A 25,881-nucleotide genomic window follows, 5' to 3' on the forward strand; every position below is an offset into this window, starting at 1 on the left:
CTAAGGCGCGGCTTCGCCTACGCGCAGCAATGCACCGCCCGATGTCTGGACATAAAAGACCGAAACTCACGAAGAATTCTTTGGCAGTCCTCACCCTTAGCCCCTCTGTAGGCAAGGGAACTAAAGACCCTGAAGCTTCCTGCACACACACGCTGCCCCTCCAAAACCCAAAATCGCCAATTCACCTCCTCACCATGCACCAAACCTTTGACGCTGCTCTAGGAATCGATCTGCTCCACGTCAACCAGAGCGGGGCCGACCACAACCGCGCCCACTTCGACCGCTGGGGCATCACCTGCATGAACATCATGAGCAGCCCTGGGGCGGGCAAGACCGCGCTGCTAGAGCGCACCCTGGAGGGGCTGCACCAGGAGCTAGCGATCGCCATCATTGAAGGCGACATGACCACCGAACTCGACGCCGATCGCCTGCGCCAGTACGACGTGCCGGTTATTGCTATCAACACGGGGCGATCGTGCCATCTCGACGCCAAAATGGTGGCGGGGGGCCTCCATACCCTGGAGCATCAGCACGATCCAAATGCCATTGACTTGGTACTAGTTGAAAACGTGGGCAACCTGGTGTGCCCCGCCGAGTTTGAAGTGGGCGAACATGCCAAAGTCGCCCTGCTCAGCATCACCGAGGGCGAAGACAAACCCCTTAAGTACCCCATCATGTTTCAGGAGGCCGACTGCCTGCTGATTACCAAGGTAGATCTGGCCCCTTATCTGGATGTCAGTATCGAGCAAATTGCCGCCAACGTGCGGCAGATGAACCCCGACTGCACCATTATTCCGGTGTCGGCCAAAACCGGGGAAGGGCTGGAGGAGTGGTTTGGGTGGGTGCGCGATCGCAGCGTGTCCACAAATGAGTCGCGTATCCACGCCCATGCGTAGGGTGCATAGCGCCAGCAATGCACCGCTGAAATTCGTCCCTACGCCCCTACGACGGCCTCAAAAACCGCCGCACTACGCCACCAACGGCGCGCTTCATCTGCTGCTTGCGCCGCCAGTGCTCAAACTCTTTGCGGTAGGCATACTCGTTGGGGCGATAGATGCGCCAGGCATCCCAGCTCACCTGCAACGCCCAGGGGCCAAGGATGAGATAGATCAACCAATTCCAGAGCCAGCCACCGGTTACTAGCTGAAACACCAGCACAAAACCAGCGGTGATCAAAAACCTGGTCAACCCGTGCTGAAACTGATGTTGACGCTGGCTGTCGAACAGCTTTTGGTCGGCAATTTCGTACTTCTTAACGTCCCACTCGCGCTCGGCGGCGGCGATACTATCAGCGGAGATGCCCAGTTCGTCGGCAATTTCTAGCAGCTGGGCGCGGGAGAGTTCACCTGACTCGGTTTGACGGGCGATCGCCAGGCTCAGAATCTGCTGAGCGTCTTCCGCTGGGTACAAGTACTCGCCACTGTTGATGTAAGGATCCGTCCTTAGCTCAGCCATCGCCGCCCCTGCCAAAACTCTCTTTTTCCTTATAGACAAAATCTAAACGATCCTGGGGGTCGGTTGGGGTACGGAAAACCTATTGTCACAAGCTCTAAAGCTGAGGTGGTAAGGCCTGCGCTGATGCGGGCATTCTAGCTTGAAGGCAATGCATCTTAACCATTGGAGTGTGTACTTATGACCCAACTGGTTCCCATCCGTCTGGAGGATGGCACCGAGATCTATATGGAGGCCACCGAGGATGTGGTCACCCCAGTCTCGCCCCCAGTTCCCAGCCCCGACCTCTACAGTGAAACAACCCGCACCGCCAAGGGCTGGAGCGGCGCTAACCAGACCGTCCAAATCCAAGCTTCCCAGAGCTTTAAGGCCATCGAAGGCACCATTCGTACGTACACCAGCTACACCATGAATGCCTTCAAAGATATGGCTAACGCCAACGTCGAAAAAGTCACCCTGGAGTTCGGCCTGAAGGTCGGCGGAGAGGCAGGAGTTCCCTACGTTACTAAAGGCACCGCAGAGAGCAACCTGAAAATTACAGTCGAGTGCTCGTTTAAATAGCGCCCTCTAAGGGTCGAAACATCGTCGTCACATAACATCGTCACAACCGCCGGGTTGCTCAAGGGAAGTGTCGCTTAGGCGAGCAACCCTAATAGCGGCCCGGTTTTTTGCTGTGCTTGCAGCATTTTGACTAACGGTAGCGGCAGCGGCAGGCCGAGACGTAGCTCAGAAGTCGCTCAGTATAAAATAGGGCGATTAATTTCGGTTTGCAGCCCTTTAGTGAGCCGCTTACGACCCCAGCGGCAGCCTAAACGTATATTTGTTGTGCCAATTCTTGGCCAATGTATAATAATTTGATGATAAAGCTTGAAAAACAGGGGTTCCTACCGAATCTTGCTTACCATTTCCTAGATTCCAGCTCTTGATTTTCAGTTTTAGTTCTCCAACCGACCAACTAGTCTCTACCCCGTTCACGCTGGGGCTGCCTCTGCGGCATTTTTGGCCTCCTGGCCGAGTCACTACTCCTAGTCCGCTCTCGACAGTTCCTGAAAATCCAACGAACTATACCCATCACCACTACCAGGGAATGAGATTTTGCAGGGATTGACGAAGGACAAGCCTATCTTAATCACCTGTTTTGCCGCCGGGGGAGCGCTGGTCATTTTGACGATGCTGGTGCGATCGGGCCCCGGCAGCACCCCTTCGCTGCCGCCGCCGCCACCCAGCGCCGAAAGCTTGAATATTGAAACAGTGCCGGTGCCGCCGAGTATCAACCAGGTCACGCCTCAAGAGCGCCTAGAGCAAGATATGACCCGGCAAGAAGACCTGGTTAACGCCCTAAAAGACGAACTTGAGGCTCAAAAAGACCTGGCCGACGACCTCAAAGCCCAACTCGAACGACAGCAGGCCGAAACTGAGCAGGTGATGGCCCAGCTCGACACCTATCAAACGGCGGTCGAAGAAATGACCTCCCAGCAGGTGCGGCTGATCGAGTCTATCCCGCGCAACAACGAAACCCAAACCATGATTCTCTGGGGCATTTTGGGCCTGTTTCTCATGCTGATGCTGGGCGGCGGCACCGCCTTTGCCATCATTGCCCTGTGGCTAATGCACATCCAGAGGCGCACCCAACAGCCGCCGATGGTATACCCCATGCGGATGCCCCCTAGCCCCTACTACTACTATGAACGGCAGCCCCTGCCGCCCCCCGCGCAGCATCAGCCCTACGTGCAGTACGACATTAGGCCCTATCAGGACTAAGGCGAGCGGGTGGATGGGTAGGCGGGTAAGCGAGTGGGTGGATGAGTGGATGCGTAGGTGGGTGAAGGGTTGGATGGGCGCGATTGGAGCAAAGCCTGAATCCTTGAAGTGACCGTCTCGTCGAGGTCTGGATGGGGAAAATGACAGATTGCAGTCAAGGGTTAATGTGCAAGGTGTAAGGTTTAAGGCAGGTCTTTGATCCGCGTTTCTTCACTGTCTTTCTCTAGCTTTTGCAGTCGATGGCCATGACCCTCACCCAGGTTTGGGGTGCCTTTCTAATTTTTGTGCTGTCGCCCATCGTGGGCGGGCTGCCCCTGACGGGATGGTCGACACGGCTGCTGTCGGGGCAGCAGCTGCGGCGAGTGGGTACGGGCAACGTGGGCGTGTCGGCCGCGTTTTACCACGGCGGCAAGCTGACGGGTATTGTGGCGGTGCTGCTGGAGGCGGCCAAGGGCATTGGGGTGGTGCTGCTGGCTCGGTACTACTTTCCAACCGAGCCAGTGTGGGAGATTATTGCCCTGATTGGCCTGGTCATGGGGCGCTACTGGTTTGCCAAGGGGGCGGGCACCACCAACGTCGTGTGGGGCGTTGCGGTCTACGACTGGCCCACAGCGCTGCTGACGTTTTTCCTCAGCGGGCTGGGGTTTACCATTTTCCGCGAGCGGCGTCAGGGTCGGCTGCTGGCGCTGGTGCTGCTGCCGCTGATTACCGCCCTGCGGCATCAGGATGGGGCGCTGGTGTTGGCGATGACCTGCCTGAGCGGGCTGATTGCCTGGATCTATCAAAAACTGCCTGACGATTTGGATTTGCCCGACGACGAAGGACGATTGGAGTCTCGCACCATGTTTCGTTTTTTTCGCGGCGATCGCGGCCTAGTAGCCCTTGACCAACCCCTCGATGCCGCCAAGTTTGGCCACAAAGCCGCCACGCTGGGCCAGCTGCGGGCCTGGGGCTATCCGGTGCCGCGCGGTTACGTACTACCCGCCGGGGATGACCCGACGGCGCTGCTGGCGATCGCAGAGCCATCCCCCACACAGCCCCTAGCAGTACGCTCTTCGGCGATGGATGAAGACATGGGCACCGCTTCGGCGGCAGGAGTTTACCAGTCATTTCTGAATATCACTGACCAGGAGGGGCTGGCCGCCGCGATCGTGCGGGTGTTTTCGTCCTACAACGCCCCCAGAGCCAGGGAGTATCGGCAGAGCCAGGGGCTCCCCGAGCAGGGCTTGGCGGTGATTGTGCAACAGCAGGTGCAGGGGCAGTTTTCGGGGGTTGCCTTTAGCCGCGACCCGATCGCCCGCTGCGGCGACGCGGTGGTAATCGAAGCGCTACCCGGTGGGGCCGACCAGGTCGTGGGCGGCCAGGTAACACCCGAGCAGTATCGGGTGTTAGTGCAGCCTGACGATCTGCCGCCTCTGGCTGAGATCGCCGAGGCCGACTGGCACCTCTCCGAGGCGCTAACGCTAGCCGTGGAGGGCGAGGGCCAAACCCCGTCGCGGCTGTTGCAGCAGGTGGCCTACCTGGCTCGTCACCTGGAGAGCCGCTACCAGGGCGTGCCCCAGGATATTGAGTGGACCTACGACGGCGAAACGCTGTGGCTGTTGCAGAGCCGCCCCATCACCACGCTGCACCCGCTGTGGACGCGCAAAATTGCCGCCGAGGTGATTCCCGGCACCATTCGGCCCCTGACCTGGTCGATCAATCGGCCCCTGACCTGCGGCGTGTGGGGCGAGATTTTTACGGTGGTGCTGGGCGATCGCGCCCAGGGCCTCGACTTTGAAGAAACGGCCACCCTGCACCATGCCCACGCCTACTTCAACGCCACGCTGCTGGGCGATATTTTTAAGCGCATGGGCCTGCCGCCCGAGAGCCTGGAGTTTTTGACCCGAGGGGCAAAATTCAGTCGTCCGCCGCTAAAATCTACGTTGCGCAACCTGCCCGGCCTGCTGCGGCTGGTGGGCCGCGAACTGAAGCTAGAGCAGGAGTTTGCCCAGGAAAATAGCGATCGCTTTGCCCCCACCCTGCAGCTGCTGGCGGACAATCCCGCCAAGACCTTGAACCCAGCGGAACTGCTCGACCGCGTCGAGAGCATTCTCGAACTGCTGAAGCGCGTCACCTACTACAACATTCTCGGCCCGCTCAGCTTTGCCCTGCGCCGCGCCCTCTTCAAGGTGCCCGAGGAGAGCCTCAACCCAATGCAAAACGCCGAGATTGCGGCACTGGATGCCCTGCGGGCGATCGCTCACGACATTCACCAAACCCTCTCTACCCCCGAGCTAAACCGCATCACCGACAGCTCATCGCTGATGACCGCCCTGGCCGAAAGCACCGACGGCGAATCGCTGCTGAAGGAGATGGATCGCTTTCTCGACCAGTACGGCTACCTCAGCCCGGTCGGCACCGATATTGCCGTCGCCACCTGGAAAGAAAACCCTGGCCCCGTGCGCGAGCTGCTGGCCCAGTTTGTCAAGCAGCCGCCCTCCCCAAAAACGACCACCTCACCCCTGACTGGCAAAGCCGCGCTGGTGCAGCGACGGCTCGATCTCAAGGGGCAGGTCAACACCATCTACAACCGGCTCTTGGCCGAGCTGCGCTGGAGCATTCTGGCCCTGGCGACCCAGTGGCAAGAACAGCGCCATTTGCAGGAGGGCGACGACATTTTCTTTCTCACGCTGGACGAAATTCAAACCCTGGTGACAGGAGACACAACGCCTAACTGGGCGATGGTGCGGGGAAAACTTGGCGATCGCAAAGCTCAGTACGACCAGGACCGACACCTGCCCGCTGTGCCCTATCTGGTGTTTGGCAACGAGCCCCCCAGCCGCGATCTGCCGCTCATGCCAAGCGCGACAGTGCAGCAAAAGCTCTCGGGCATTGGGGCCAGTGCGGGCATCGTGGCGGGTCCGGTGCTGGTGATGACCCACCTGGAGACAGTCGCCACCGAGGGGCCGTTCATTCTCGTGGTGCCCTATACCGACGCAGGCTGGGCACCGTTGCTCGCCCGCGCTCAGGGATTGATTGCCGAAGTCGGCGGTCGCCTCTCCCACGGAGCGATCATTGCCAGGGAATACGGCATTCCAGCCGTCATGGATGTCACCAACGCCACCCAGCGCCTGCACAGCGGCCAGTGGGTGCGGCTCAACGGCGAAACCGGCGTCGTAGAGGTGCTAGACCCTGCCAATCATCAGCCCCCGGCCCTTGAAGCCAGCCAGGACTAATGCCGCCATTCGTACAGCGCCTGTACCAGAGTGCCTATACCGACCGAGCGATGTCAGCTTGAGGAGAAAGGCTTGGCAAATTAGTACAATTGCACTATTCTTAGTAGAGCAATTGCGCTGTTGCAGGTTTTAGCTCCCTAATTTTTGCGGCTATGAATGGTCACCAAGGCAGGGCGCAAGCCCTCAGCTGGATTGTTGCGTTGAGCGTGGGCGTCGGCATTATGGCAGAGTTGAGTCAATCTACCCCCCAGGTCATTGCCGAAGAACAGGCAGCGGTCGTAGAAGCCGCCCCGGCGAACCCCTGGGCCGGGGCTTCGTTTCCGCTCGAAAAATTTACGGCCTACACCTCGCCCTTTGGCTACCGGCAGCACCCGATGGGCGGGCACCGCTTTCACTACGGGCTAGATCTGGCTGCCCCGATGGGCAGCTACGTTCGCAGCTGGTGGGCCGGTAAAGTCATCCAGGTGTCAGACAACACCGCCTGCGGCACCTCAGCGATTATTCAATCGGGCAATTGGACCCACGTTTACTGCCACATGGTGGGCCATATGGTGATCGAGAAAGAAGGCGGGCGCGTGCTGGTCGATCGCGATGGCGGCATTGAGCTGCGTCAGGGGCAAATGGTGACCTCGGGCCAGCGCATTGGCCGCGTCGGCATGACCGGCAGCACCACCGGGCCACACCTGCACTGGGGCCTCAAGTACAACGGGGCCTGGGTAGACCCTGCCCTGGTGATCAAAGCAGGGTTCGACTATCAGCAGCTACAGACGGCGCAGGCCGTAAATTAGCCCCTGGCAGACCTGGGTGAGAAACGCTATGTCTAGGGTTTCTAGGGTGTCGGTGGGCTGGTGGTAGTGGGGATTGCGCAGATAGGCCGTGTCGGTAATCAAAATCGCAGGGTAGCCCAAATCCCAAAAGGGCACGTGGTCGCTGCGCCGCGTACCGGGCACGGCTTGGCCCTGGTTGACCACGGGCAGCCACTGGCTGGGCACCCCGGCGGCGCGAAAGCCTCGCCACAGCCGCACCATAGTAGGAACGCTCTGCCACGGCCCAATCTGGGCGATGTAGTCGCCGCGATCGCGATAAATTCGCTCTAGCCCGGCTGGGTAGGTCTGGGAGCGGGGCTGGCGACAGCAGTAGCCGAGCATTTCGAGCGACAGCATCAGCCCCAGGGGCTCGCCCTGATTGTGCAGGGCTTGGGCATAGTGGCGGCTGCCGACAAACCCCAATTCTTCGAGGTCAAAGGCGACCAGGCGCAGGGGCGACTTCCCCGGTTGCTGAGCAAAGGCGCGAGCTAGTTCCAGCAGTACGGCTACTCCGGTGGCGTTGTCATCAGCCCCAGGGGAACCGGGCACCGAGTCGTAGTGGGCACCAACCAGGATGGGTGGGCGGCAAGAAGTCTGCCCCGGCAGGTTCAAGATCCAGTTGGTGTAGGGCTGGCCCTGGAAGTCGAAGCTGTGGCTCGTCACTTTGCCCCAGCGGGAAAATTCCTGCTGGATGTACTGCTGCACAAAGAAGTGGTGGGCCGAGGCCAGGAAAGGATCGCGATCGCGCGCTACCTGCTTCAGATGAGCCATCAAGCGCGATTGCAGGGCGGTATCGCTCAAGGGATTCACCTAGGCGGGCTTTTGCAGACCTTTGGCGACCTCAGCCAGGTTTTTGCGGGGCAGCAGGCGAGTGGCCAGCGACAGCACTTTGTTGGTAGTGCCGTGCACAGCGGTGCGCTGCCCTTTTTCCATGGCGTTGTAGGCATAGAGGGCCACGTCGGCGGCGGTGGGCAGATTGCCCTCAAACAGCTTCACGTCTTTGACCTCAGCCCGCTCCTGAAATTCAGACTGGGTAGGGCCAGGGCAGAGGGCGGTGGCGGTTACGCCGGTACCCTCCAGTTCTGCTGCGATCGCATGGGTAAACGACAGCACGTAGGCTTTGCTAGCGTAGTACACCGCCATATACGGCCCCGGCAAAAACGCTGCCGTTGAGGCCACATTGAGAATGCGGCCCTGGCCCTGGGCAATCATTTTCGGCAGGTATAGCCGACTCAGGTGAGTGAGGGCCACGATATTGAGCTGGAGCATGGCGTTCTGCTTCTCCCAGCTCGAATCTACAAAGGAGGTTAAATCACCAAATCCGGCGTTGTTGATTAACCCGTAGGGAGTAACGCCCTTAAACTCGGTCCAGTCAAAAAACTGCTGGCGGGTATCGGCATCGGTGAGGTCGCCCCGGTAGGTCCATACCAGCACGCCGTGGGCCGCCTCTAGCTCGGCCTTTAGCTCTAGCAGGCGTTCTTCGCGGCGGGCAATTAGCACCAGATCGTGGTGCTGGGCAGCGCAAACCCTAGCCAGTTCATAGCCAATGCCGCTAGACGCACCGGTAATCAGAATTGGCTTTGCCATGGTTTGCCCCTGAATCAATTCGGCTTGATTCTAACGAATCGCGGCGGCGGCTGTGCGATCGCGCCGAGCCTGAAGCTCCAGGTACACCAGCAGAGCGTTGACGTCGGCAGGGTTGACGCCGCCAATGCGCGAGGCCTGACCAATGGTGAGCGGCCTGACCTGGGTGAGCTTTTCGCGCGCCTCTTTGGACAGGGTATCGATCGCCATGTAGTCGAGGGTGGCAGGCAGCTTGCGGCCTGTATTTTTGGCCACCTGGTCGATCTGGTTTTGCTGCCGCTGAATGTAGCCCGAGTACTTGATGTCGATTTCGGCCCCTTCCTTTTCTTCGCGCAGCAAGTCGGGATTATGCAGGCCGTAGCGCTCCAGATCGCCGTAGTGAAAGCCCGGACGGCGCAGTAGATCGGCCAGGGTAATTGAGCCTTTGATCCGCTGCTCGGTATCGGCGGCAATCCGCTGCCCCAGCTCGTCGTGCTCCTTGACGCGGGTTTCGCTCAGCCGCTCTTTTTCGGCGGCGATATTGGCATACTTGCGGGTGAAGAGATCCCAGCGGCGATCGTCAATCAGCCCAATCTCGCGGCCCAGCGGGGTCAGGCGCTGGTCGGCATTGTCCGATCGCAGCAGCAGCCGGTACTCCGATCGCGAGGTCAGCATTCGGTAGGGCTCCCGCAGATCCTTGGTACACAAGTCATCCAGCAGCGTGCCAATGTAGCTCTGCTCGCGGGGCAGCACCAGCATCTCCTGCCCCCGCACCAGCCGGGCCGCATTCACCCCAGCCACAAAGCCTTGGGCCGCCGCTTCTTCATAGCCGGTGGTGCCGTTGATCTGCCCGGCGCAAAACAGCCCCTCCACCCGCTTGGTCATCATGGTGGGATAGCACTGGGTGGCGGGCAGGTAGTCGTACTCCACGGCGTAGGCGGGCCGCAGCATGGCGCAGTGCTCTAGCCCTGGCAGGGTGCGCAGCATGGCTAGCTGCAGTGTCTCTGGCAGCCCGGTCGAAAACCCCTGCACGTAAATTTCGGGAATGTCGCGCCCCTCTGGCTCCAGAAAAATCTGGTGGCTGTCTTTGTCGGCAAAGCGAACGATTTTATCTTCGATGCTGGGGCAGTAGCGGGGGCCTTTGGAGTCAACCCAGCCACCGTAGATGGGCGACAGGTGCAGGTTGTCGCGAATCAGCTGGTGGGTGGCGGCGGTGGTGCGGGTGAGGTGGCAGGGCATCTGCTCACGCTCGACCCAGGCCTCGGGGTCAAAGCTAAACCAGCGCAGGTCTTCGTCGCCGGGCTGGGGTTCTAGCACATCAAAGTTGATCGAGCGGCGATCGACTCTGGCCGGGGTGCCCGTTTTGAGCCGCCCAGTTTCAAAGCCCAGCTGGTTGAGGGTGTCGGTCAGGCCGGTGGCGGCAAACTCTCCGGCCCGGCCCGCCGCCATCGATTTGTCGCCAATCCAGATGGTGCCGCCCAAAAAGGTGCCGGTGGTCAAAATCACCGCTCTGCACTTGAAGGCCGTGCCGAAGTAGGTGGTCACCCCTACCACTTCGTCGTTGGCACCCAGCACCAGGTCGGTCACCATGCCCTCGCGAATGGTCAGGTTTGGCTGATTCTCGACGATGGTTTTCATCACGGCGGCGTATTCGCGCTTGTCGGTCTGGGCCCGCAGCGCCCACACGGCGGGGCCGCGCGAGTTGTTGAGCACGCGCTTTTGCAGGTAGGTGCGATCGGCCATTTTGCCAATTTCACCGCCCAGGGCATCGACTTCGTGGGTGAGCTGCGACTTGGCCGGGCCGCCGACGGCGGGGTTGCAGGGCTGCCAGGCAATTTTGTCAAGGTTGAGGGTAATCATCAGCGTGCGGCAGCCCAGGCGCGCTGAAGCTAGGGCCGCCTCGCAGCCCGAGTGGCCGCCGCCAACCACAACCACATCGTATTCGTCGAGAAAATCAACAGAGCCTGAAACACTCATGCCAGCTGCACAACCACTACACCGCTCAACCTATCAATCTTAGCGGGCGATCAGGTCTAGCGGATTACCCGGAGGTTCTTAGGCGGCAAACCTGGGGATGGGCTACCAGCTATCGGCACCGCTGCCGGTCAGCCAGTCATCGAGGTCGTGGCTGGCTTTGGCCACGTTAAACAGGTGCAGGCCAAAGTCGCGGGAGAGGTTTTCGCACACCTTGATGCCCCGGTAGCTGTTGCCCTTGGCATCGAGCGGCGGCGAAAAGGTGCCAATGCCCAGCTTGCCAGGGGCCAGGGCGGTAATGCCGCCTCCCACGCCGCTCTTGGCAGGTAGACCCACCCGATACACCCACTCGCCAGAGTAGTCGTACATGCCGCAGGTGAGCATGACGCTGACCACATCCTGCACGTAGTGCTCGTCGAGCGCGCGCTCCCCCGTCACGGGGTTGACGCCGCCGTTAGCTAAAGTGGCCGCCATCATGGCCAGGTCTTTGGCGTTGACCATAATCGAGCACTGCTGAAAGTAGAGATCGAGGGTTTCGTCGACGCGATCGGTGACCATGCCAAAGTTGAGCATCAGGTAGGCGATCGCCCGGTTGCGAAACCCGGTGCCCTTTTCAGAGAGAAACACCGGCACGTTCACATCTAGCTCGCGCCCGGTGTAGCGCTTAAACATAGCCAGCATGCGCTTCAGCCGCTCGGTGGCGCTGTCGCCCTTGATCAGGTCAGCGGTGGCGATCGCCCCCGCGTTCACCATCGGGTTGTAGGGACGGTTCGTAACTTCGTCGAGCACAATGGCGTTGAAGGCTTCCCCCGTCGGCTCTACACTGACCTTGCTGTTGACGTAGTCGCGCCCGTGGTCTTCTAGCGCCAACCCGTAGACAAAGGCTTTGGAAATTGACTGAATGGTGAACAGCTGGTCGCAGTCGCCCACCTCAAACACCTGGCCGCCCTTGGTCACCACGCAGATGCCAAACCAGTTTGGGTCGGCCAGGGCCAGCTCAGGAATATAGTCAGCCACCGCCCCGTCCAGGGCACCCTGGTATCGCTCGTGCAGGTCGTTCAAATACTGGCGAAAGGGCGACGCCACCGCCTGAATCGAGCTGGCCAGGGCCGAAAAATCACCTTTGCTCATCGCTGCTTATCCCTCTGCCGTAATGTGAGCGGCAACCTTGCTAAACTCCTGACTGACCGGATGATCGGGAAACTTGGTGCAAAAAACACCCTCGCTGGCCAGCTGCACCACCTCCTCCGACAGCGGAAAAATACCGGCCACGGGTGCCCCGTAGGTTTCCTCTACCTTCTGCCTCAGGACATCGAAGTTCAGGGAACTGTAGGCTTTGTTGATGGCCAGCAGCATTTTGCGAACGTTGAGCTGGCGGGCGATATCGATGGTGACGGCGGTGCCCTGGTAGTCTTGCTTGTCGGGCCGCAAAATCAGAATCAGCACGTGAGAAATGGCAATGGAGAGAAAGGTCTCCTTTGACAAGCCGGGGTGGGTGTCGATAAACAGATAGTCAAGCTCCAGGGCCTTGACCAGCTTGCGAAAGCCGTCGTTGAGCAGCTTGACGTCGTAGCCATCTTTCAGCACTCGGGCAATGTCGTCGGCCTTGACGCTGGAGGGCACCAAAAACAGACGGTCCGCCTCGGCAATTCCCGCCGTACGGCCCACGTCGTAGGCCGCCTCTTCGATAGCGGCTTCACCCCAGAGGTAGCTGTTGAGGGTAACGGGTGCCTGCTCGGGTTCGAGGCTAAAAATGTTGTGAATGCCCGGCGAAGGCACGTCGGTATCCACTACGCCAACCCGGTGGCCCTGCATGGCCAGGGTAGTGGCCAGGTTAGCGGTAAAGTTCGACTTGCCAGTGCCACCCCGGTAGGAGTGAATTGAGACAACCTTAGGCATAGATACAGCGATCGCCGTCGAGGACGGCAGGCACAGCAACGACCCCTGGAGACTACCAAGCCTAAGCCGCCCGATTTTGTAGCCGCCCCCACCAATTTTGCCTCAGCTCACACTTTCTTCGTTAAGAATCATGGCGCTAGAACCCTGGTGCGAGATAGAGCCGGTCAAGCTAGCCTAGGCCTCGCTTGAGGGTAGCGGCGATCGCCGCCACCAGCTCATCTACCTCAGACTCCAGGGTCAGGTAGTGGGTGCAGGCGCGCACGCAGTTGGGCGCTTGCAGGGTGCGCAGGTAAACATGCTGAGTCTCTAGCTCATCGACCAGGCGCTTGTGCCAGGCCGGGGACGGCTGGCCCTGCTCTAAAACCCAAAACGACACTAGGCCAGAATCGGGCGGGCCCTGTCGCACAGTGCGAATCTGGGGCAGGTCTTGCAGCTGCGACCACAGCCGCTGAGCAAGTTCCACCAGTCGCTGATAGCGCTGGGGAACACTGCCCCACTCGGCCTGGTGGGCGATCGCGGCCCGCAATCCCGCCAGCAGCGGATAGTTTGAGGTTGCCACCTCGTAGCGCTGACCGTTGGGCTTCCAGCCGGTGGGGTTAGCGGCGGCATCGGTAGTAATGCCGCGCCAGCCAATGAAGGTGGGAGCCAGGTACTCTCTAGCTTCAGGACGCACGTACAGCCCGCCCAAACCCGCCGGACCGCACCACCACTTGTGGCCGGTAAAGGCGTAGAAATCGACCCCCAGCGCGGGCAGGTCGAGCGGCAGCGACCCGACCGACTGGGCCGCATCCACCAGCGTCAGCACCGGGCTGGGGCGATCGCGACAGACCTGCACAATCTGCTCCAGAGGCAGCACCTGGCCTGTATTCCAAAAAATATGGCTGATTACCAGCAGTCGTGTGTTGGGTTGTAGGTGCTCAGCCACCACCGTCGCCGCCTCATCCGGGTCATCGCTATTTACGGTTTCCAGCAGCGGGCAGAGGCTGTAGGTGACCCCAAAGCGACGGCAAATTTCCTGCACCGCCGCGATAATGCCAGGGTGCTCGCAGTCTGAGAGCAGCATGTGATCCCCAGTCTGCCAGTCAATGCCCCAGAGGGGAATGTTGCAGCCCACGGTGACATCTTCGGTGAGGGTAATCGTGTCAGCGGTAGTGCCCAGTTCAGCCGCGATCGCCGCGCGCGTTTGGGCCGCCTCAGCCGTTATCCACTGGTTGGCTGCCCCCGAAAATGGCCCCAGATCCTGCACCCGTAGGTGGGCCGCAAAGATGGCATCTAGAGGAGCCTGAGCCATCGGCCCCTGGCCGCCGTAGTTAAAGTACTGCTTGCCGACCAGCGCCGGAAACGCCTGACGATGGGTACTCAGACTATCGGTCACCGCAGAAGTCGAAGAATACATCACGTTGAAGAGAGAATAGGGAAACGTTTCTAACCCTAAACCACCCGCGCCCGGTTAGCTGGCCCGTTGGCGGTGGAGAGTGCGACTGCGCCGTCTAAACCCAAATTGTCATCCGCAAAAGCCCTGGGAGCAGCGTCACTCGCCCTTGCCCCTTCCCCGGAATACCCCAATAGGGTATAACATGCTAAGGGTGAGCATAGGTACTGTAAACCATCTTTTGGCTGTCCTATAGGCTTAACTCAGGCATGAACGGCAACCCGACACAGCACCACACCACCAGCGGTCAGCGACAAGGGTCGCCGGAGTCGGCTGCGAAAAATGTCATGCCTGGCCAGAACAACAGCACCATGTTACCTGTGCATCACCACCAGCCGCACTGTTTTCTGTTCTCTAGCACTCACCCCACAACTCACTTTGTCTGCTAGCTACCCCCTGCCATCGCGTTCGAGTTCGGGGGGTTGGCCGCAAAGCTCCCTGAGGTTGGCCGCTGAGTTAGAAACGCCCCATTCCCAACCCTCTATTCGCTGGCTCACCGATGACGTGCTGTTTCACTACCAGCGCTGTGGACGGCGAGCTTTTTTAGATCTTTATGGCGATCGCAGCCAGCAAGACCGCCCTTCCGACTACCTGCTCAAGCTGCGCCAGGACAGCCTGGCCCACCGCGAGCGAGTGCTCGAAGACTACTACCCCCTCTACCGGCCCGACTTTTCCTCCGGCGACTGGGCGGCTGGGGCCAAGGCGACCCGAGACCTTATGGCCGAGGGCGTCGAGGCCATTCGCCAGGGGGTGCTGGCCACGCCCTCAGCGGTCGATGGCGTGCAGCTGGTCAGCCAGCCCGATCTGCTGATCAGGCAGCCCGGCTGGTCCTGCTGGGGCGACTGGGTCTACGTCCCTGTCGATATCAAACTAGGCAAAAAACCCAAGCTCGACTATCAGGTGGTGGCCGCCTATCACGCCTATGTGCTGTCACGGGTACAGGGGGTTTGGCCCCAGGCCAGCTATTTAGCCCTGCGCGGTGGTCAAATGTACAGCATCGACCTGGCGCGGCTGGTGCCCAAGCTGCAAACCGTGCTCAACGACTGCCTGATCGAGCTGCGATCGCCGACCGCGCCAGAACTGTTTATCTCCCACAGTCGCTGCGATCTGTGCCACTGGTTTAACCACTGCTATGCCGAGGCCCAGGCTACCCGCCATCTGTCACTGCTGCCCGGCGTTACCCCCGCCCGCTATGAACTACTCAAACAGCAACACCTGACCACCGTTGCCGCGCTGGCCCAGGCTAGCCCCGCCCACCTGGCTCCCCTGCCGGGCTTTGGCGAACAGGTCGCCGAAAAGCTGGTGCACCAGGCCCAGGCACTAATTGACAACCGAGCGATTCCCCGCAGTGCTCCCCACGCCCCCCACGGCTTTCCGCTGTGGCCCGAAGATTTGCCCGAAGGCGAGTTCGAGCTGTACTTTGACATCGAAGCCGCCCCCGACCAAAACCTGATCTATCTGCACGGGGTGCTGGTGGTCAACCACCGTACCGGCGAGACCAACTTCCACGCCCTCCTAGCCGAAACCCAGCGCGAAGAGCGCCGCGCCTGGAATGATTTTCTCGACCTGGTGCATACCTATCCCGACGCTCCAGTCTATCATTTTTGCCCCTATGAGGCTCAGACCGTACGCAAATTGGGGCAGCTCTACGGCACCCCTCACCGCCAAACCGAGGCCCTGCTCGATCGCTTCTTTGACGTGCACAAATGCATCACCGACGGCGTTACCCTGCCAATCGAGAGCTATGCCCTCAAGCACATCGCTCGCTGGATGGGCTTTGACTGGCGCGACGAGGGGGCCAACGGAGCACAGTCGATCTGCTGGTACAACGCCTGGGTCGAAACCGGCGATCGCAGCTACCTAGACGCCATCCTGCGCTACAACGAAGACGACTGCCGCGCCACCTATCACATCAAAGACTGGCTGGTGAAATTTGCCGAGCCCTATTGGGATAGGCTTTACCAAAGTATTGGCTAAATGTCTGTCCCCCATACATGCCTACACACCTAAGACGGGCCTATGCAGAGCTTTGCAGGCGTTGCAAACGTCCGTGTGACAGGTTCGACGCAGAGGCCTTGCCGTGCAACGCCCCTGCCAGAGTATTCCGCTTGTCAGGTGTTCTAGCCCAATAACGGCTGCAGTAGCGCTATTGCGGCACCGGACTGTGAGCCCCCAAAATTTCGGCCAGACCAGGTACTGCCCCAGCCACATCCCCTTTGACCGACTGACGCAGCTTGTTGTAGGGCGATCGCACCAGCCCGTTGTCGGTTTTGGCAATTCGCTTGTCGGTCACACCCAAAATAACCTCGGCCGCCTGGGTTTGGTTGCGGCTCAGGTGAGCAACCGGGTCACCCGCCTGCAGGCCCTCAGCCCACATCGGCTCTAGAGCGCTCACCACCTCGGGCAAAATACGCTCAACGGCCCCTGGAATATAGCCTGGCCCAACCCCTTTTACAACACCATAAGCCGCTTTGAGCGCCATGCCGCCCAGCCCACCCTTGGTCGCCACCTGGCGATCGATCAGCAGGGCGCAGTCATTGACAACGCTAGCTTTAACAGCCTTATCGTTCAAAATATCGCTTAAACCCATAGCCATGCCTGTCTAAATAACAATTTTTGTACTGCACTAAATTTTCCACAGCCCGACAGCTAAATCAGCATTCCCCGGCGCAGGTTCGAGATTGCTTAACAAGACTATAAACTTTGCTGGAGCCAACCAAGTTTGAGCACCTGAGTTAAAGGCGTATTCACTAAAGTGCGGCAATGCCCCTGTGGCTAGCCTAGCTCGCTCAAATCGACGACCCAGGTTTGGCCATCGACCTCAACGCGATCGCCCGATACCAGCTTGCGCCCGCGCCGGGTTTCCACCTCGCCGTTCACATTCACCCCACCGTCTTGAATCATCAGCTTGGCTTGACCTCCCGTGCCCACCACCTGCATCTGCTTCAAAAATTGGTCAAGCTTAATGTAGTCAATACTGGGCATAGCGTTATCCGAGGAATACTTAGATGGGTGACAGAGCAATAGAAAGTCTTCAACTCTAGAGGCAGGTTCGCCCTTTAAACTCAAAGAAAGGGCACTCAGAGTCAGAAGGGTGTTCATAAACCAAATTCAAGTCCAGCAGTGGTATTCTACCTGTGGAAAAACTACAGATCCCGAGCTGGCCTTGGCATGTCACTGCTACCAGCGGAGGAGCACGATGTTGAGCAATCACCAACTCCTGCAAGAGCTTAGACAAAAGCAGGAGCAGCTAGAGCATTTTCGCCGTGCTGCTGGTCAACCGCTTCAGGCTCTGCTAGACCAGTACGATTGGGGCATCGTCACGGGCGCAGGGCACGGCGGTCTATCGCTGGTAACCCTGCGTTTTGATCACCGTATCGCCCTTGACAACCCCTTTTTGCTGGCCCTGGCCGAAGAAGCCGAGCGCACCTGGGGGCCTGTAGATTTTGCCCTCTTCTCCGGCGAATCGCAAGATCCGGTCCGGGTACTGAGCCGCACGCTGCTCGATCGGCGGTGGCGGTGGCGGCAGTCAAGCCGCTAGCCTCTTTTAATCCCAAGACCACCCAGAGACTTTTCCGCTGGGTTGTTAGTCACAGTGACTAATAACTCAGCTTGAGAGCGTTAACGGGTACTTCTTCCCAGGTTTCCACCGTGCGAATCTGGGCCACCCAACCCGCCGCCCTTTGCTCCTCGCTCAGGTTCTCTTCAAACGAGCGGTGGCACGCTTGAGCCTGAGCCTCGTCGATGCAGGCAATGCAGGAGTAGATAATTCCTGACGGATCAATTTGTTCGTTGACCCAAATCATGCGCGATCGCCTCTAGATAGTCTCAAGCCGACTCTAGCACTGTTGGTCACTTCAGGCTCAGGAGGCCGCCATTTGAGGTGCGCCCACGTTCACGACCGTTTGCCGCAGCTCCGCGATCGCCTGTAGCTGATAGTCGTTGACTTCCTGAAGTTTTGTCACGCCGCCAGCCAGGCCATCCAACGACTGCCGCAGCCCGTTCACGCTCTCCTGCGCTGGGTTGAGCAACTCTTCGCAAACCGCTAGCTTGCCCATCAAACCGGCCAAATCGCGCTGCTGCTGACGCAGGTCGTTCTCAAAAGCTTCTACCTCGGCGCGCTGGCTCGCCAATGCGGCCTCACTGGTTTCAATATCTCGCTTTAGCTGACCGATGCCGTCATGCAGCTGCTTTACCTCAGTCTCTAGCGCTTGAATCGTATCTGTGGTCTGCTGCCGCTGACCATCAATGGTGTTGAGCAGTGGCTCTAGATCAACGGCGCTGACCGGCGTTTCTTCTACCGTGAGGCCCTGTCGCCGCCGCAGCACAGCCTGATGCTGGCTCAGCACCTCCTCGCGCTCAAGCAGGTTGCGGCGCTGACCCACCAGGGTTTCGTTAAGCATCTGGGAACGGTCTTGCTCCTCTTCTAGCTCAGTTTCTAGCTGCAGTCGATCAAACTCACTGGCCTGCTCAATTCTGAGCTTGAGCTCATCGATCGCCTGCTGTTCTAGGGCAAGCTCTTCTTCCTGGTCAGAGACAAAACGCGACATTTTCTCCAGGTCTTTTTCCAGATCGCCCACCATCGCCTGCAGCTGTTCGAGATCCATGGCCTCTAGGGCCGCCACATCGACCTTTTTGCTCAGCCGTACTTTATCGGTGGTGTTGAGCAGGTCATAAATCTTTTGGTGCAGATTCGCCTGGGCCTGTAGCGTCTCTGACAAAGCCTGGATCTGGTCTTGATGGGCTTTCACCGTCTGCTGCCGCAGCTTCAGGTCTTCGCGTTTGGCCGTCAAACTGGTCTCGGCCTGACGCCAGTCGGCCCAGCGCTGCTCTAGCTGACTGGCCTGCTGGTCTAGCTCCTGCTGGCGCTGCTCTAGCCCCTGACGCTGGTTTTCGAGGGCCTGTCGGTAGTCGCCCAGCAGCCCCTGGTGATAGTTCAGTCCGTCGGTAGCATGGGTAAGAGGGTCGCGCAGAGCTTCTATGGGCATAACCGCTTCAGTGAGGCGGTTGAGCGCACCCTGTAGGGTCGCCACCTGTTCTGGGTCTAGGCCCGCAGCGCCACCGCCCTCAGCCCGCTGCTCTTCGAGACGGCGCATTTCGCCATTCAGGTGAGCCCAGGCCCCCTCTAGGTCCGTATTTTTACGGCTGAGCTCTTCCTGCTGCTGCTCCAGGCTCTGACGCAGCTGTTCCAGCTCCTGGCGCTGGGCATCGAGCTGTTCGAGGTCGGCTTCGGCCTGTTCAACCTGCTCTTGCCGGGCTTCTAGCTCCAGTTCACGACGGTTTAGCTCCTGGCTTTGAAACGTGAGCGATTGCTTCCACTGCTCAATCTCTTCTTCCTGAGTCTTAGACTTTTTGCTCAGGTTTGAAAAGTTTTGCAGAATACTGGTCAGGGTGCGCCCAGCTTCGTAGTGGCGCTGAATTTGCCGACTACCGCTGACTTCTATCATCACCAGCGCCCCAGCGTTGTACGAGGCGTCATCAGGAGCGGTTAGAGACTCTTCTCCAGTTACAGCACTCCAGTTGTGCTCGCTGCGCTGGCAGGCAAGCAGCTTAAACTCGGGCTTGCCGCTGCCAATAAACCCGGTCTTTTTCTGGACTTCTGCTAGGTACAGCACGCTGGTGGTCCTCGTGGCTTAGAACGTCGACTTTAAGAAAATAAATCTGATGCAGTAATTTTAAAGACTCGGTGGGAAGATGAGGGAAAATATAGAAGTCAGTTTGGGATGGAGAGCTGGGCTGCCTGTTTACGTGAACGCTTCAAGGCTCGATGTAATGTGTTGTAATACACCATTAACTCAGCCCAGGTCTGTTCGGAACTCTACCCAGAGATACTGCACCCCAACCTGCTACCCATCCTAGCCTTACTCTGAGGTTCTCAATGAATCTACCGTCACCCCCCTGTTGCCAAGAAGAGTCAGCGGCCTGGGCCGCAAACTAGAAAGGTAGCGTTGTTCCCAAAGCCGGGTCGTCCAAGCAGGGAGCCCCTCAAATTATCGTGAACGGCGATCGCCTACCTTTTTGCCCCCTTGTTTTGCCCCTGAGGCATACCCTGAGGAGTAGTCAGTGGGGATATCAGCGCTGCTGCCAAAGCTAACAGGAATCTTAGCTAATTTTAGGCCGGTAAAACCGCAAGTTCTGACAACCAACTCTAATCAAGCGGCACCCCTGACACAGATGTATCCCTAGAATGCCCAAAAATCCGGCAGATCAGCAGGTAGTGGGGAACCTTGTCGGTAGAATATCCCCAGCAAAGCGCCCTATACTAGGGAGCAAGATTGTGACCCATAGCCTCAGCCTGTGCTCTGCCCCTACGCTATGCCGACGCGCCTTAACCAGATGCGCCTCAATCCCTGAGTTTGCCCTCAATGTACCGCTCCTGGCTCTGTCGTTACAGGGTGCCAACGAAACTCGCAGGACTCAAAGGTACGAGCGAGCCTTTGATTAGGGCATGCTGAGTTCAAACTCACACACTATGACCTGGTCAACCAGGTGCCGTTCCCATCTTTGGGTTGCCTCATGCAGGGTTATCTGTCAGAAATTGATATTCGCAGCATTTTGCAGCTCATTGAGCTAGGACAGCGCACGGGCGAGCTGTACCTAGAAAGCTACGGTAGCGGCAGCAGTCAGCCCGGTCAGCCCTTTGATGGAGCCTTAACCACCCCCGACCAACCCTCCTGGCTGGTGTTTTTGGCCAATGGGCAGCTAGTTTACGCAGGCACCACCGACAACAAGCTCGATCGCCTGCGCGACCATCTGCACCGCTACGGCATTGATCACTCTCTGCCTGACCCCAGCACCACCGCCGCGATCGCCGCCTTCAACTCCCTGGAATACGGCACCCTGTGGGCGCTTCTAGAACAGCACGTCATTACTCCCGACCAGGGTCGCACTATTCTGAGCCACATGGTGCACGAAACGCTGTTTGACCTCCTCAGCCTGCACCACGGTGCCTTTGTATTTCAGCTCAGCTCAGCCCTCAGCCCCCAGCTCATGACCCATGCCATCAGCGATCTGGTAGCCGGCATAACGCAACAGATACAAACCTGGCATCAGCTGCACCCCCATCTACAATCGCCGGATCAGTGTCCGGTGCTGCTGGCCCCGGAGGCCTTTCGCGCCAGCGTATCCAATCAGGTCTATCAGCGCATGATCACCTGGATGGACGGCAAAACTTCAATTCGACGCATCGGCCGCTACCTGAATCGAGATCTGTTGAGTGTGGCCCGCAGCCTGGTTCCTGCCATTCAGCAGGGGCAAATCAGTCTGGTCTACAACCCCACTGCTGAGGCAGGCCCGGCTCTCAGCACCCAGCGCCCGGGGCGCGATCGCCTGCCCCGCATCGTCTGCGTAGACGATAGCGCCACCGTACGTCAGGCCGTGGAGCGCATTCTTGACGGTCAGGGCTACGAGGCCACCTCCATTGGCAACCCGCTTAAGGCACTGGGGTTATTGTTTCAGCTGCAGCCCAACCTGATTCTCTGCGACATTACTATGCCTGAGCTCGACGGCTACGAGCTGTGCGCGATGCTCAGGCACTCCAGCGCCTTTCGCCAAACCCCCATCGTCATGCTCACGGGCAAAGACGGCTTTTTAGATCGGGTTAAAGCCAGAATGGTAGGGGCTACCGACTATCTCACCAAACCCTTTGGCCCCGGGGAACTGCTGGCACTTGTCGAAAAGTATGTGGGCCCTGGCGACCTTAACCGCCCGCGCCCCGATATGCTGCTGGCCGAAGCGATCGAAGACGAATTTGACATCGACTTTAGCCAAGCCTCTCTGCCCCGGTGACTTTCCTCCAGTAATATTCCTTAGTCTGGACAGGGTTTTTGCATCACTTTCGATAAGATTCGCCATAATCTAAACAACTAGATTGATTAATTTATCTAAACCGACAGCATCCTTTGCGTTTGAGGGTACTTTAGAGTCACAGGTTTGGAGGGTTTAGAAGCTGCGTATAGCGCAGTCAGCCTTCACCCTAAGCCTCTGATGCCGGTAGTAGCTAAACCTCTAGCTATCGGTTTACCTCTGGCCCTTTCGCAGGCCTTTTGAACCAACCTATGAGCACAGTTCTGGTGGTAGAAGACAGCGTCCCTCAGCGGGAAATGATTACCGAACTCCTACGAGGCATTGGCCTCCAAGTCACCGTTGCCAACGACGGCATGGAAGCCCTAGAGCAAATGCAGAGCCACCGCCCTGACATGGTTGTACTCGATATTGTGATGCCCCGCATGAATGGCTATGAGCTGTGCCGTCGCATCAAGGCCGATCCCTCGACTCAAAATGTGCCCGTGGTGATGTGCTCCTCTAAGGGTGAAGAGTTCGATCGCTACTGGGGTATGAAACAGGGGGCAGACGCTTACATTGCCAAGCCGTTTCAGCCCACGGAACTGGTGGGCACGGTTAAACAGCTTCTCAGGGCATAGGGCAGCGGCTTACTCATCCTTAAATTTGGAGTACTTAGACGGCAGAGCATTAGACTACAGGGCGTTATGCCACGAGACAGGCCCTAAGAAAGACAACGTATTAATGGTGCTATGGTAGGCAATCCTGATTTTCTCACCCAGACTGGGCAAGACCAAGATCCAGAGCTTCAAGAGCTGGAAACACCCGATGGCGAGCTATTTTTGCGCTTTTTTGTCACCGCCGAAGACGAGTTTGCGCTACCCGCCACCGGCATTCGCCGCATCATTGAGCAGCCCCCCGATCGCATTACGCCCATTCCCAACGTGTCGCATCTGCTGCTGGGCACCCTGAACGAGCAGGGGCGGGTGGTGTGGGTAGCCGACCTGGGCCAGTTTCTGGGCTACTCATCGGTGTTGAACACCGATCGCCCCGAGATCTCGGTCATCGCCATTGAAGATCAGGGAACTATGTTAGGCTTGGCCGTTAACCGAATTGTCGGCACCCGCTGGCTCAACCCCGATAAAACCCAGGTTTCTGACAGCAGCCCGGATACGATGGCACCCTTTTTGCGCGGTGAATGGGTGATCGACACTGAGGAAAACAAAACCCTCAGGCTGCTCGACCACGTTGCGGTTATTCGTTCAGCTCGCTGGGCTACCTAGGCCTAGCTCATCCTTACCCCCTTAGGACAATTGCACCGGCAGGAGAAGACCATGGCTTCAGGCATTGATTACTCTCAAGCCTATCAAAAGGCAGAAAGAGCCTACGTACAGGGCAACTACCCCGAGGCTGCAGCCGTAATCGATCAGCTGGCGGCCGACTATCCCGAAGACCCCAGCGTGCTGCTGCTGCGGGGCCACATCTATTGCTATGGCCTACAGCGGTACGAGGTGGCAGCCGCCCAGTACAGCGCGGTGCTCGATCTGACCTTCGAGCCAGAGTACGTCGACTACGCCAGCAACGGCCTCGACTACGCCAACCAGTTTGCCTCCGAAGCTTCTGAAGCATCCGCAGGCTATGGCACTGACACTGGAGACACCTTCTTTGACGGAGCCGGGGCCTCTCTATCGATGGATTTAGAGAGCGGTCTTGGAGCCACGGGTGCAGGAGGTGTGCCAGACAGCCATCTCGATCTAGGGGACATGGGTCTAGAAGACGACCTGCCCGCCTCGATCGCAGCCGGAGCCCCAGGTGCCAGTGCCCTGGCCGACCCCTTCGCCACCGATCCCTTTAGCAGCGACGACCCCTTTGCGATCGCCCCCGGCGACACTGACCCTAGCTTTGGGGTTGACTCCAGGGGAAGCAGTTGGTCAGAGAACCACGATGACATCGACGACATTACCTTTGATGACGATGCCTCGTTTGATTCTTTAGAGGTGAGCGACGCCGACGACCCCTTTGGAGCGGCCCCTGAGAGCTATGGTGACCCCTACAGCAGCGTGGGCTTGGCCGCCGCCGAGCTAGACACAGGCTGGCCGCCAGCCGATGACGGCGGCGACGACATGACCGTGTTTGCCCCCGAACCCGATCTGCTCAACGACGACCTCGATACCGCTGGCGATAGCCTTGGGGGTGACTACGACAGCTATGTTGACAACGGCTACAGCCCAGAGCTAGAAGACAGCGCTCAACCCAGCAGCAATGTCGATTTTTTAGACGAATTTAGTGACTTTGACGACCTGGGCAATCTGCCCGATTTTGAGCTGTCTGACAGCTCGGCCGGGTTTACTACGCCTTCAGTAGGCAGCTCAGGGCTAACTTCAACCGACGACAACAACGGCTACAGCAGCGGTACCTCGGCCTTTGATTTGAGCGACATCAACGATCAGGCGATCATTAGCGATGACGATATTTTTAGTATTGCTGGGGCCGCCGACAGCCTGCCTGTCTTTACCCAAACCGACAGTCACGATGTTGAAGCAGTCTCTACCGAGCAAGACTGGCTAGGCTTTTTAGATAATGCTCCCCTACCGACTAAAGAGCTGATGGTGGCCGTGGCTGCCGGGGTGGCCTCAGCCTTAGCGGTGGGCGTGATCAACTTTGCGGCCTCTACGCTGCAACCGGGGCGATCTATGCCCAAGGTGGTGCACGCCGCTATGGCGCTGGCGGGAGGGGCCGCGGGGTTTGGTGCAGCCCTGGGAGCAGGGCATTTGGCCCATCGCCAAATCAGGCGCAGCGTCAACGATTTGCAGCACCAGTTTGACACCGTGATTCAGGGAAATTTAACGGCCCGAGCGACGGTGTTTACTGAAGACGAGTTTGGCCGTTTGGCCAGCAGCTTTAACAAAATGTCGCGGGTGATTTTAACCACCACCAGCGAAGCCCAGCGCAAAGCTCAGGAACAAGAGCAGGCCAAGGAAGACCTGCAGCGTCAGGTGATTCGTCTGCTTGACGATGTAGAAGGGGCGGCTCGGGGCGACTTGACCGTGCAGGCCGAGGTCACCGCCGACGTGCTGGGGGCGGTCGCCGACTCGTTTAACCTCACCATTCAAAACCTGCGGGAGATTGTGGAGCAGGTGAGCGTGGCGGCGCGGCAGGTCAGTAAGGGGTCGACCGAAAACGAGATTTTTGCCCGCAGCCTGTCGGCAGACGCGCTGCGCCAGGCCGAAGAACTGGCGGTGACGCTGAACTCGGTGCAGGTGATGACCGACTCGATTCAGCGGGTGGCCGAGAGCGCTCGCGAGGCCGAAGAGGTGGCGCGCACGGCGTCGTCGACCGCGCTCAAGGGGGGCGAATCGGTGGAGCGCACGGTGGCAGGCATTTTGGAGATTCGCGAAACGGTGGCAGAAACCACCCGCAAGGTGAAGCGTCTGGCCGAGTCTTCCCAGGAAATTTCCAAAATTGTGGCGTTAATTTCGCAGATTGCCTCCCGCACCAACCTGCTGGCCCTGAACGCTAGTATTGAGGCGGCTCGAGCTGGGGAGGCCGGTCGCGGCTTCGCCATTGTGGCTGACGAGGTGCGACAGCTGGCGGACAGGGCCGCCAAGGCCTCGAAGGAAATTGAGCAGATCGTGCTGCAGATTCAGAGTGAGACCGGCGGGGTGATGACCGCTATGGAAGAGGGCACTCAGCAGGTGATTGAGGGCACCCGCCTGGCCGAGCAGGCGAAGCGATCGCTGGAAGACATTATTCAGGTGTCGAACCGGATTGACGTACTGGTGCGATCGATTACTGCCGACACGGTAGAGCAAACCGAAACCTCCCGCGCGGTGGCTCAGGTGATGCAATCGGTAGAGCTAACCGCTCAGGAAACGTCTCAGGAGGCCCAGCGGGTGTCAGGGTCGCTGCAAAACCTGGTGGGGGTTGCTCGCGATCTGCTGACCTCGGTGGAGCGCTTTAAGGTAGAAAAATCAGATAGATAGGTGCAGTTCAG

22 protein-coding genes are annotated in these 25,881 nt (G+C 58.9%); 11 read left to right on the forward strand and 11 right to left on the reverse strand.

The genetic code is table 11. The features are described from left to right. Positions 1–194: 194 nt before the first annotated feature. Complete coding sequence (gene hypB, locus ACQ4N7_RS03405) at positions 195–896, forward strand: hydrogenase nickel incorporation protein HypB (RefSeq protein ID WP_430710221.1); 702 nt, start codon at positions 195–197, stop codon at positions 894–896. A 46-nt stretch (positions 897–942) separates the two neighbouring features. On the opposite strand, the gene ACQ4N7_RS03410 is transcribed toward hypB, so the two are convergent. Next, the gene (locus tag ACQ4N7_RS03410; RefSeq protein WP_430710222.1) at positions 943–1,455 is read right to left on the reverse strand and encodes a 2TM domain-containing protein; all 513 of its coding nucleotides are present in this window, start codon (positions 1,453–1,455) and stop codon (positions 943–945) included. 177 nt (positions 1,456–1,632) lie between these two features. Here ACQ4N7_RS03410 and ACQ4N7_RS03415 point away from each other — a divergent pair, with 177 nt between their 5' ends. The 4 genes from ACQ4N7_RS03415 (at position 1,633) to ACQ4N7_RS03430 (ending at position 7,219) form a co-directional block, all read left to right on the forward strand. After that, the gene (locus ACQ4N7_RS03415) at positions 1,633–2,013 is read left to right on the forward strand and encodes a CU044_2847 family protein (RefSeq protein ID WP_430710223.1); all 381 of its coding nucleotides are present in this window, start codon (positions 1,633–1,635) and stop codon (positions 2,011–2,013) included. A gap of 543 nt (positions 2,014–2,556) precedes the next feature. Continuing rightward, positions 2,557–3,213, forward strand: a complete 657-nt coding sequence (locus ACQ4N7_RS03420; RefSeq protein ID WP_430710224.1) for a hypothetical protein — start codon at positions 2,557–2,559, stop codon at positions 3,211–3,213. Positions 3,214–3,458: 245 nt separating this feature from the next. Beyond that, positions 3,459–6,431, forward strand: coding sequence for a glycerol-3-phosphate acyltransferase (locus ACQ4N7_RS03425; RefSeq protein WP_430710225.1), 2,973 nt, complete (start codon positions 3,459–3,461; stop codon positions 6,429–6,431). Positions 6,432–6,583: 152 nt separating this feature from the next. Continuing rightward, positions 6,584–7,219: a M23 family metallopeptidase gene (locus tag ACQ4N7_RS03430; RefSeq protein ID WP_430710226.1), complete on the forward strand. Its 636-nt coding sequence runs from the start codon at positions 6,584–6,586 to the stop codon at positions 7,217–7,219. On the opposite strand, the gene ACQ4N7_RS03435 is transcribed toward ACQ4N7_RS03430, so the two are convergent. The 6 genes from ACQ4N7_RS03435 to ACQ4N7_RS03460 all read right to left on the reverse strand — a co-directional run bounded on the left by ACQ4N7_RS03435 (position 7,193) and on the right by ACQ4N7_RS03460 (position 14,069). Beyond that, positions 7,193–8,008: a M28 family peptidase gene (locus ACQ4N7_RS03435; RefSeq protein ID WP_430710337.1), complete on the reverse strand. Its 816-nt coding sequence runs from the start codon at positions 8,006–8,008 to the stop codon at positions 7,193–7,195. The two genes, ACQ4N7_RS03430 and ACQ4N7_RS03435, sit on opposite strands and share 27 nt — an antisense overlap. 39 nt (positions 8,009–8,047) lie before the next feature. Continuing rightward, entirely contained in the window at positions 8,048–8,824 is a 777-nt protein-coding gene (locus tag ACQ4N7_RS03440; protein WP_430710227.1) for an SDR family NAD(P)-dependent oxidoreductase, read from the reverse strand. Positions 8,825–8,854: 30 nt separating this feature from the next. After that, positions 8,855–10,777, reverse strand: a complete 1,923-nt coding sequence (gene mnmG, locus ACQ4N7_RS03445) for a tRNA uridine-5-carboxymethylaminomethyl(34) synthesis enzyme MnmG (RefSeq protein WP_430710228.1) — start codon at positions 10,775–10,777, stop codon at positions 8,855–8,857. Positions 10,778–10,879: 102 nt separating this feature from the next. Beyond that, entirely contained in the window at positions 10,880–11,905 is a 1,026-nt protein-coding gene (gene glsA / locus ACQ4N7_RS03450; protein WP_430710229.1) for a glutaminase A, read from the reverse strand. Positions 11,906–11,911: 6 nt separating this feature from the next. Further along, positions 11,912–12,673 (reverse strand): MinD/ParA family ATP-binding protein, encoded by a 762-nt coding sequence (locus ACQ4N7_RS03455; RefSeq protein ID WP_430710230.1) that lies wholly within the window; start codon positions 12,671–12,673, stop codon positions 11,912–11,914. A 169-nt stretch (positions 12,674–12,842) separates the two neighbouring features. Next, complete coding sequence (locus tag ACQ4N7_RS03460) at positions 12,843–14,069, reverse strand: aminotransferase class V-fold PLP-dependent enzyme (protein WP_430710231.1); 1,227 nt, start codon at positions 14,067–14,069, stop codon at positions 12,843–12,845. Between the two features lie 480 nt (positions 14,070–14,549). Between ACQ4N7_RS03460 and ACQ4N7_RS03465 the strand changes: the two genes are divergently transcribed. After that, the gene (locus tag ACQ4N7_RS03465) at positions 14,550–16,082 is read left to right on the forward strand and encodes a TM0106 family RecB-like putative nuclease (protein ID WP_430710232.1); all 1,533 of its coding nucleotides are present in this window, start codon (positions 14,550–14,552) and stop codon (positions 16,080–16,082) included. A 169-nt stretch (positions 16,083–16,251) separates the two neighbouring features. Here ACQ4N7_RS03465 and ACQ4N7_RS03470 read toward each other — a convergent pair whose 3' ends face one another. Both ACQ4N7_RS03470 and ACQ4N7_RS03475 read right to left on the reverse strand, forming a co-directional pair. Beyond that, complete coding sequence (locus tag ACQ4N7_RS03470) at positions 16,252–16,695, reverse strand: DUF6918 family protein (protein ID WP_430710233.1); 444 nt, start codon at positions 16,693–16,695, stop codon at positions 16,252–16,254. A 185-nt stretch (positions 16,696–16,880) separates the two neighbouring features. Next, positions 16,881–17,090 carry an RNA-binding S4 domain-containing protein gene (locus ACQ4N7_RS03475; RefSeq protein WP_430710234.1) on the reverse strand — a complete coding sequence of 70 codons (210 nt, stop codon included), beginning with the start codon at positions 17,088–17,090 and terminating at the stop codon, positions 16,881–16,883. 217 nt (positions 17,091–17,307) lie between these two features. On the opposite strand from ACQ4N7_RS03475, the gene ACQ4N7_RS03480 reads away from it, so the two are divergent. After that, positions 17,308–17,646, forward strand: a complete 339-nt coding sequence (locus ACQ4N7_RS03480) for a hypothetical protein (protein WP_430710235.1) — start codon at positions 17,308–17,310, stop codon at positions 17,644–17,646. 58 nt (positions 17,647–17,704) lie between these two features. Here the strand turns inward: ACQ4N7_RS03480 and ACQ4N7_RS03485 are convergent, their stop codons facing one another. Together ACQ4N7_RS03485 and hmpF are read right to left on the reverse strand one after the other, a co-directional pair. Beyond that, complete coding sequence (locus ACQ4N7_RS03485; RefSeq protein ID WP_430710236.1) at positions 17,705–17,911, reverse strand: glycogen debranching protein; 207 nt, start codon at positions 17,909–17,911, stop codon at positions 17,705–17,707. Positions 17,912–17,968: 57 nt separating this feature from the next. Beyond that, positions 17,969–19,720: a pilus motility taxis protein HmpF gene (gene hmpF / locus ACQ4N7_RS03490; protein ID WP_430710237.1), complete on the reverse strand. Its 1,752-nt coding sequence runs from the start codon at positions 19,718–19,720 to the stop codon at positions 17,969–17,971. A 901-nt stretch (positions 19,721–20,621) separates the two neighbouring features. Between hmpF and ACQ4N7_RS03495 the strand changes: the two genes are divergently transcribed. The 4 genes from ACQ4N7_RS03495 to ACQ4N7_RS03510 all read left to right on the forward strand — a co-directional run bounded on the left by ACQ4N7_RS03495 (position 20,622) and on the right by ACQ4N7_RS03510 (position 25,870). Then, positions 20,622–21,893 carry a response regulator gene (locus tag ACQ4N7_RS03495; protein ID WP_430710238.1) on the forward strand — a complete coding sequence of 424 codons (1,272 nt, stop codon included), beginning with the start codon at positions 20,622–20,624 and terminating at the stop codon, positions 21,891–21,893. A gap of 269 nt (positions 21,894–22,162) precedes the next feature. After that, complete coding sequence (locus ACQ4N7_RS03500; RefSeq protein ID WP_430710239.1) at positions 22,163–22,528, forward strand: response regulator transcription factor; 366 nt, start codon at positions 22,163–22,165, stop codon at positions 22,526–22,528. A gap of 111 nt (positions 22,529–22,639) precedes the next feature. Further along, complete coding sequence (locus ACQ4N7_RS03505) at positions 22,640–23,170, forward strand: chemotaxis protein CheW (protein ID WP_194057509.1); 531 nt, start codon at positions 22,640–22,642, stop codon at positions 23,168–23,170. A 51-nt stretch (positions 23,171–23,221) separates the two neighbouring features. Continuing rightward, positions 23,222–25,870 carry a methyl-accepting chemotaxis protein gene (locus ACQ4N7_RS03510; RefSeq protein ID WP_430710240.1) on the forward strand — a complete coding sequence of 883 codons (2,649 nt, stop codon included), beginning with the start codon at positions 23,222–23,224 and terminating at the stop codon, positions 25,868–25,870. Positions 25,871–25,881: the final 11 nt, after the last annotated feature.

It is taken from the genome of Nodosilinea sp. AN01ver1, assembly GCF_050565655.1.
Classification (GTDB): Bacteria; Cyanobacteriota; Cyanobacteriia; order Phormidesmidales; family Phormidesmidaceae; genus Nodosilinea.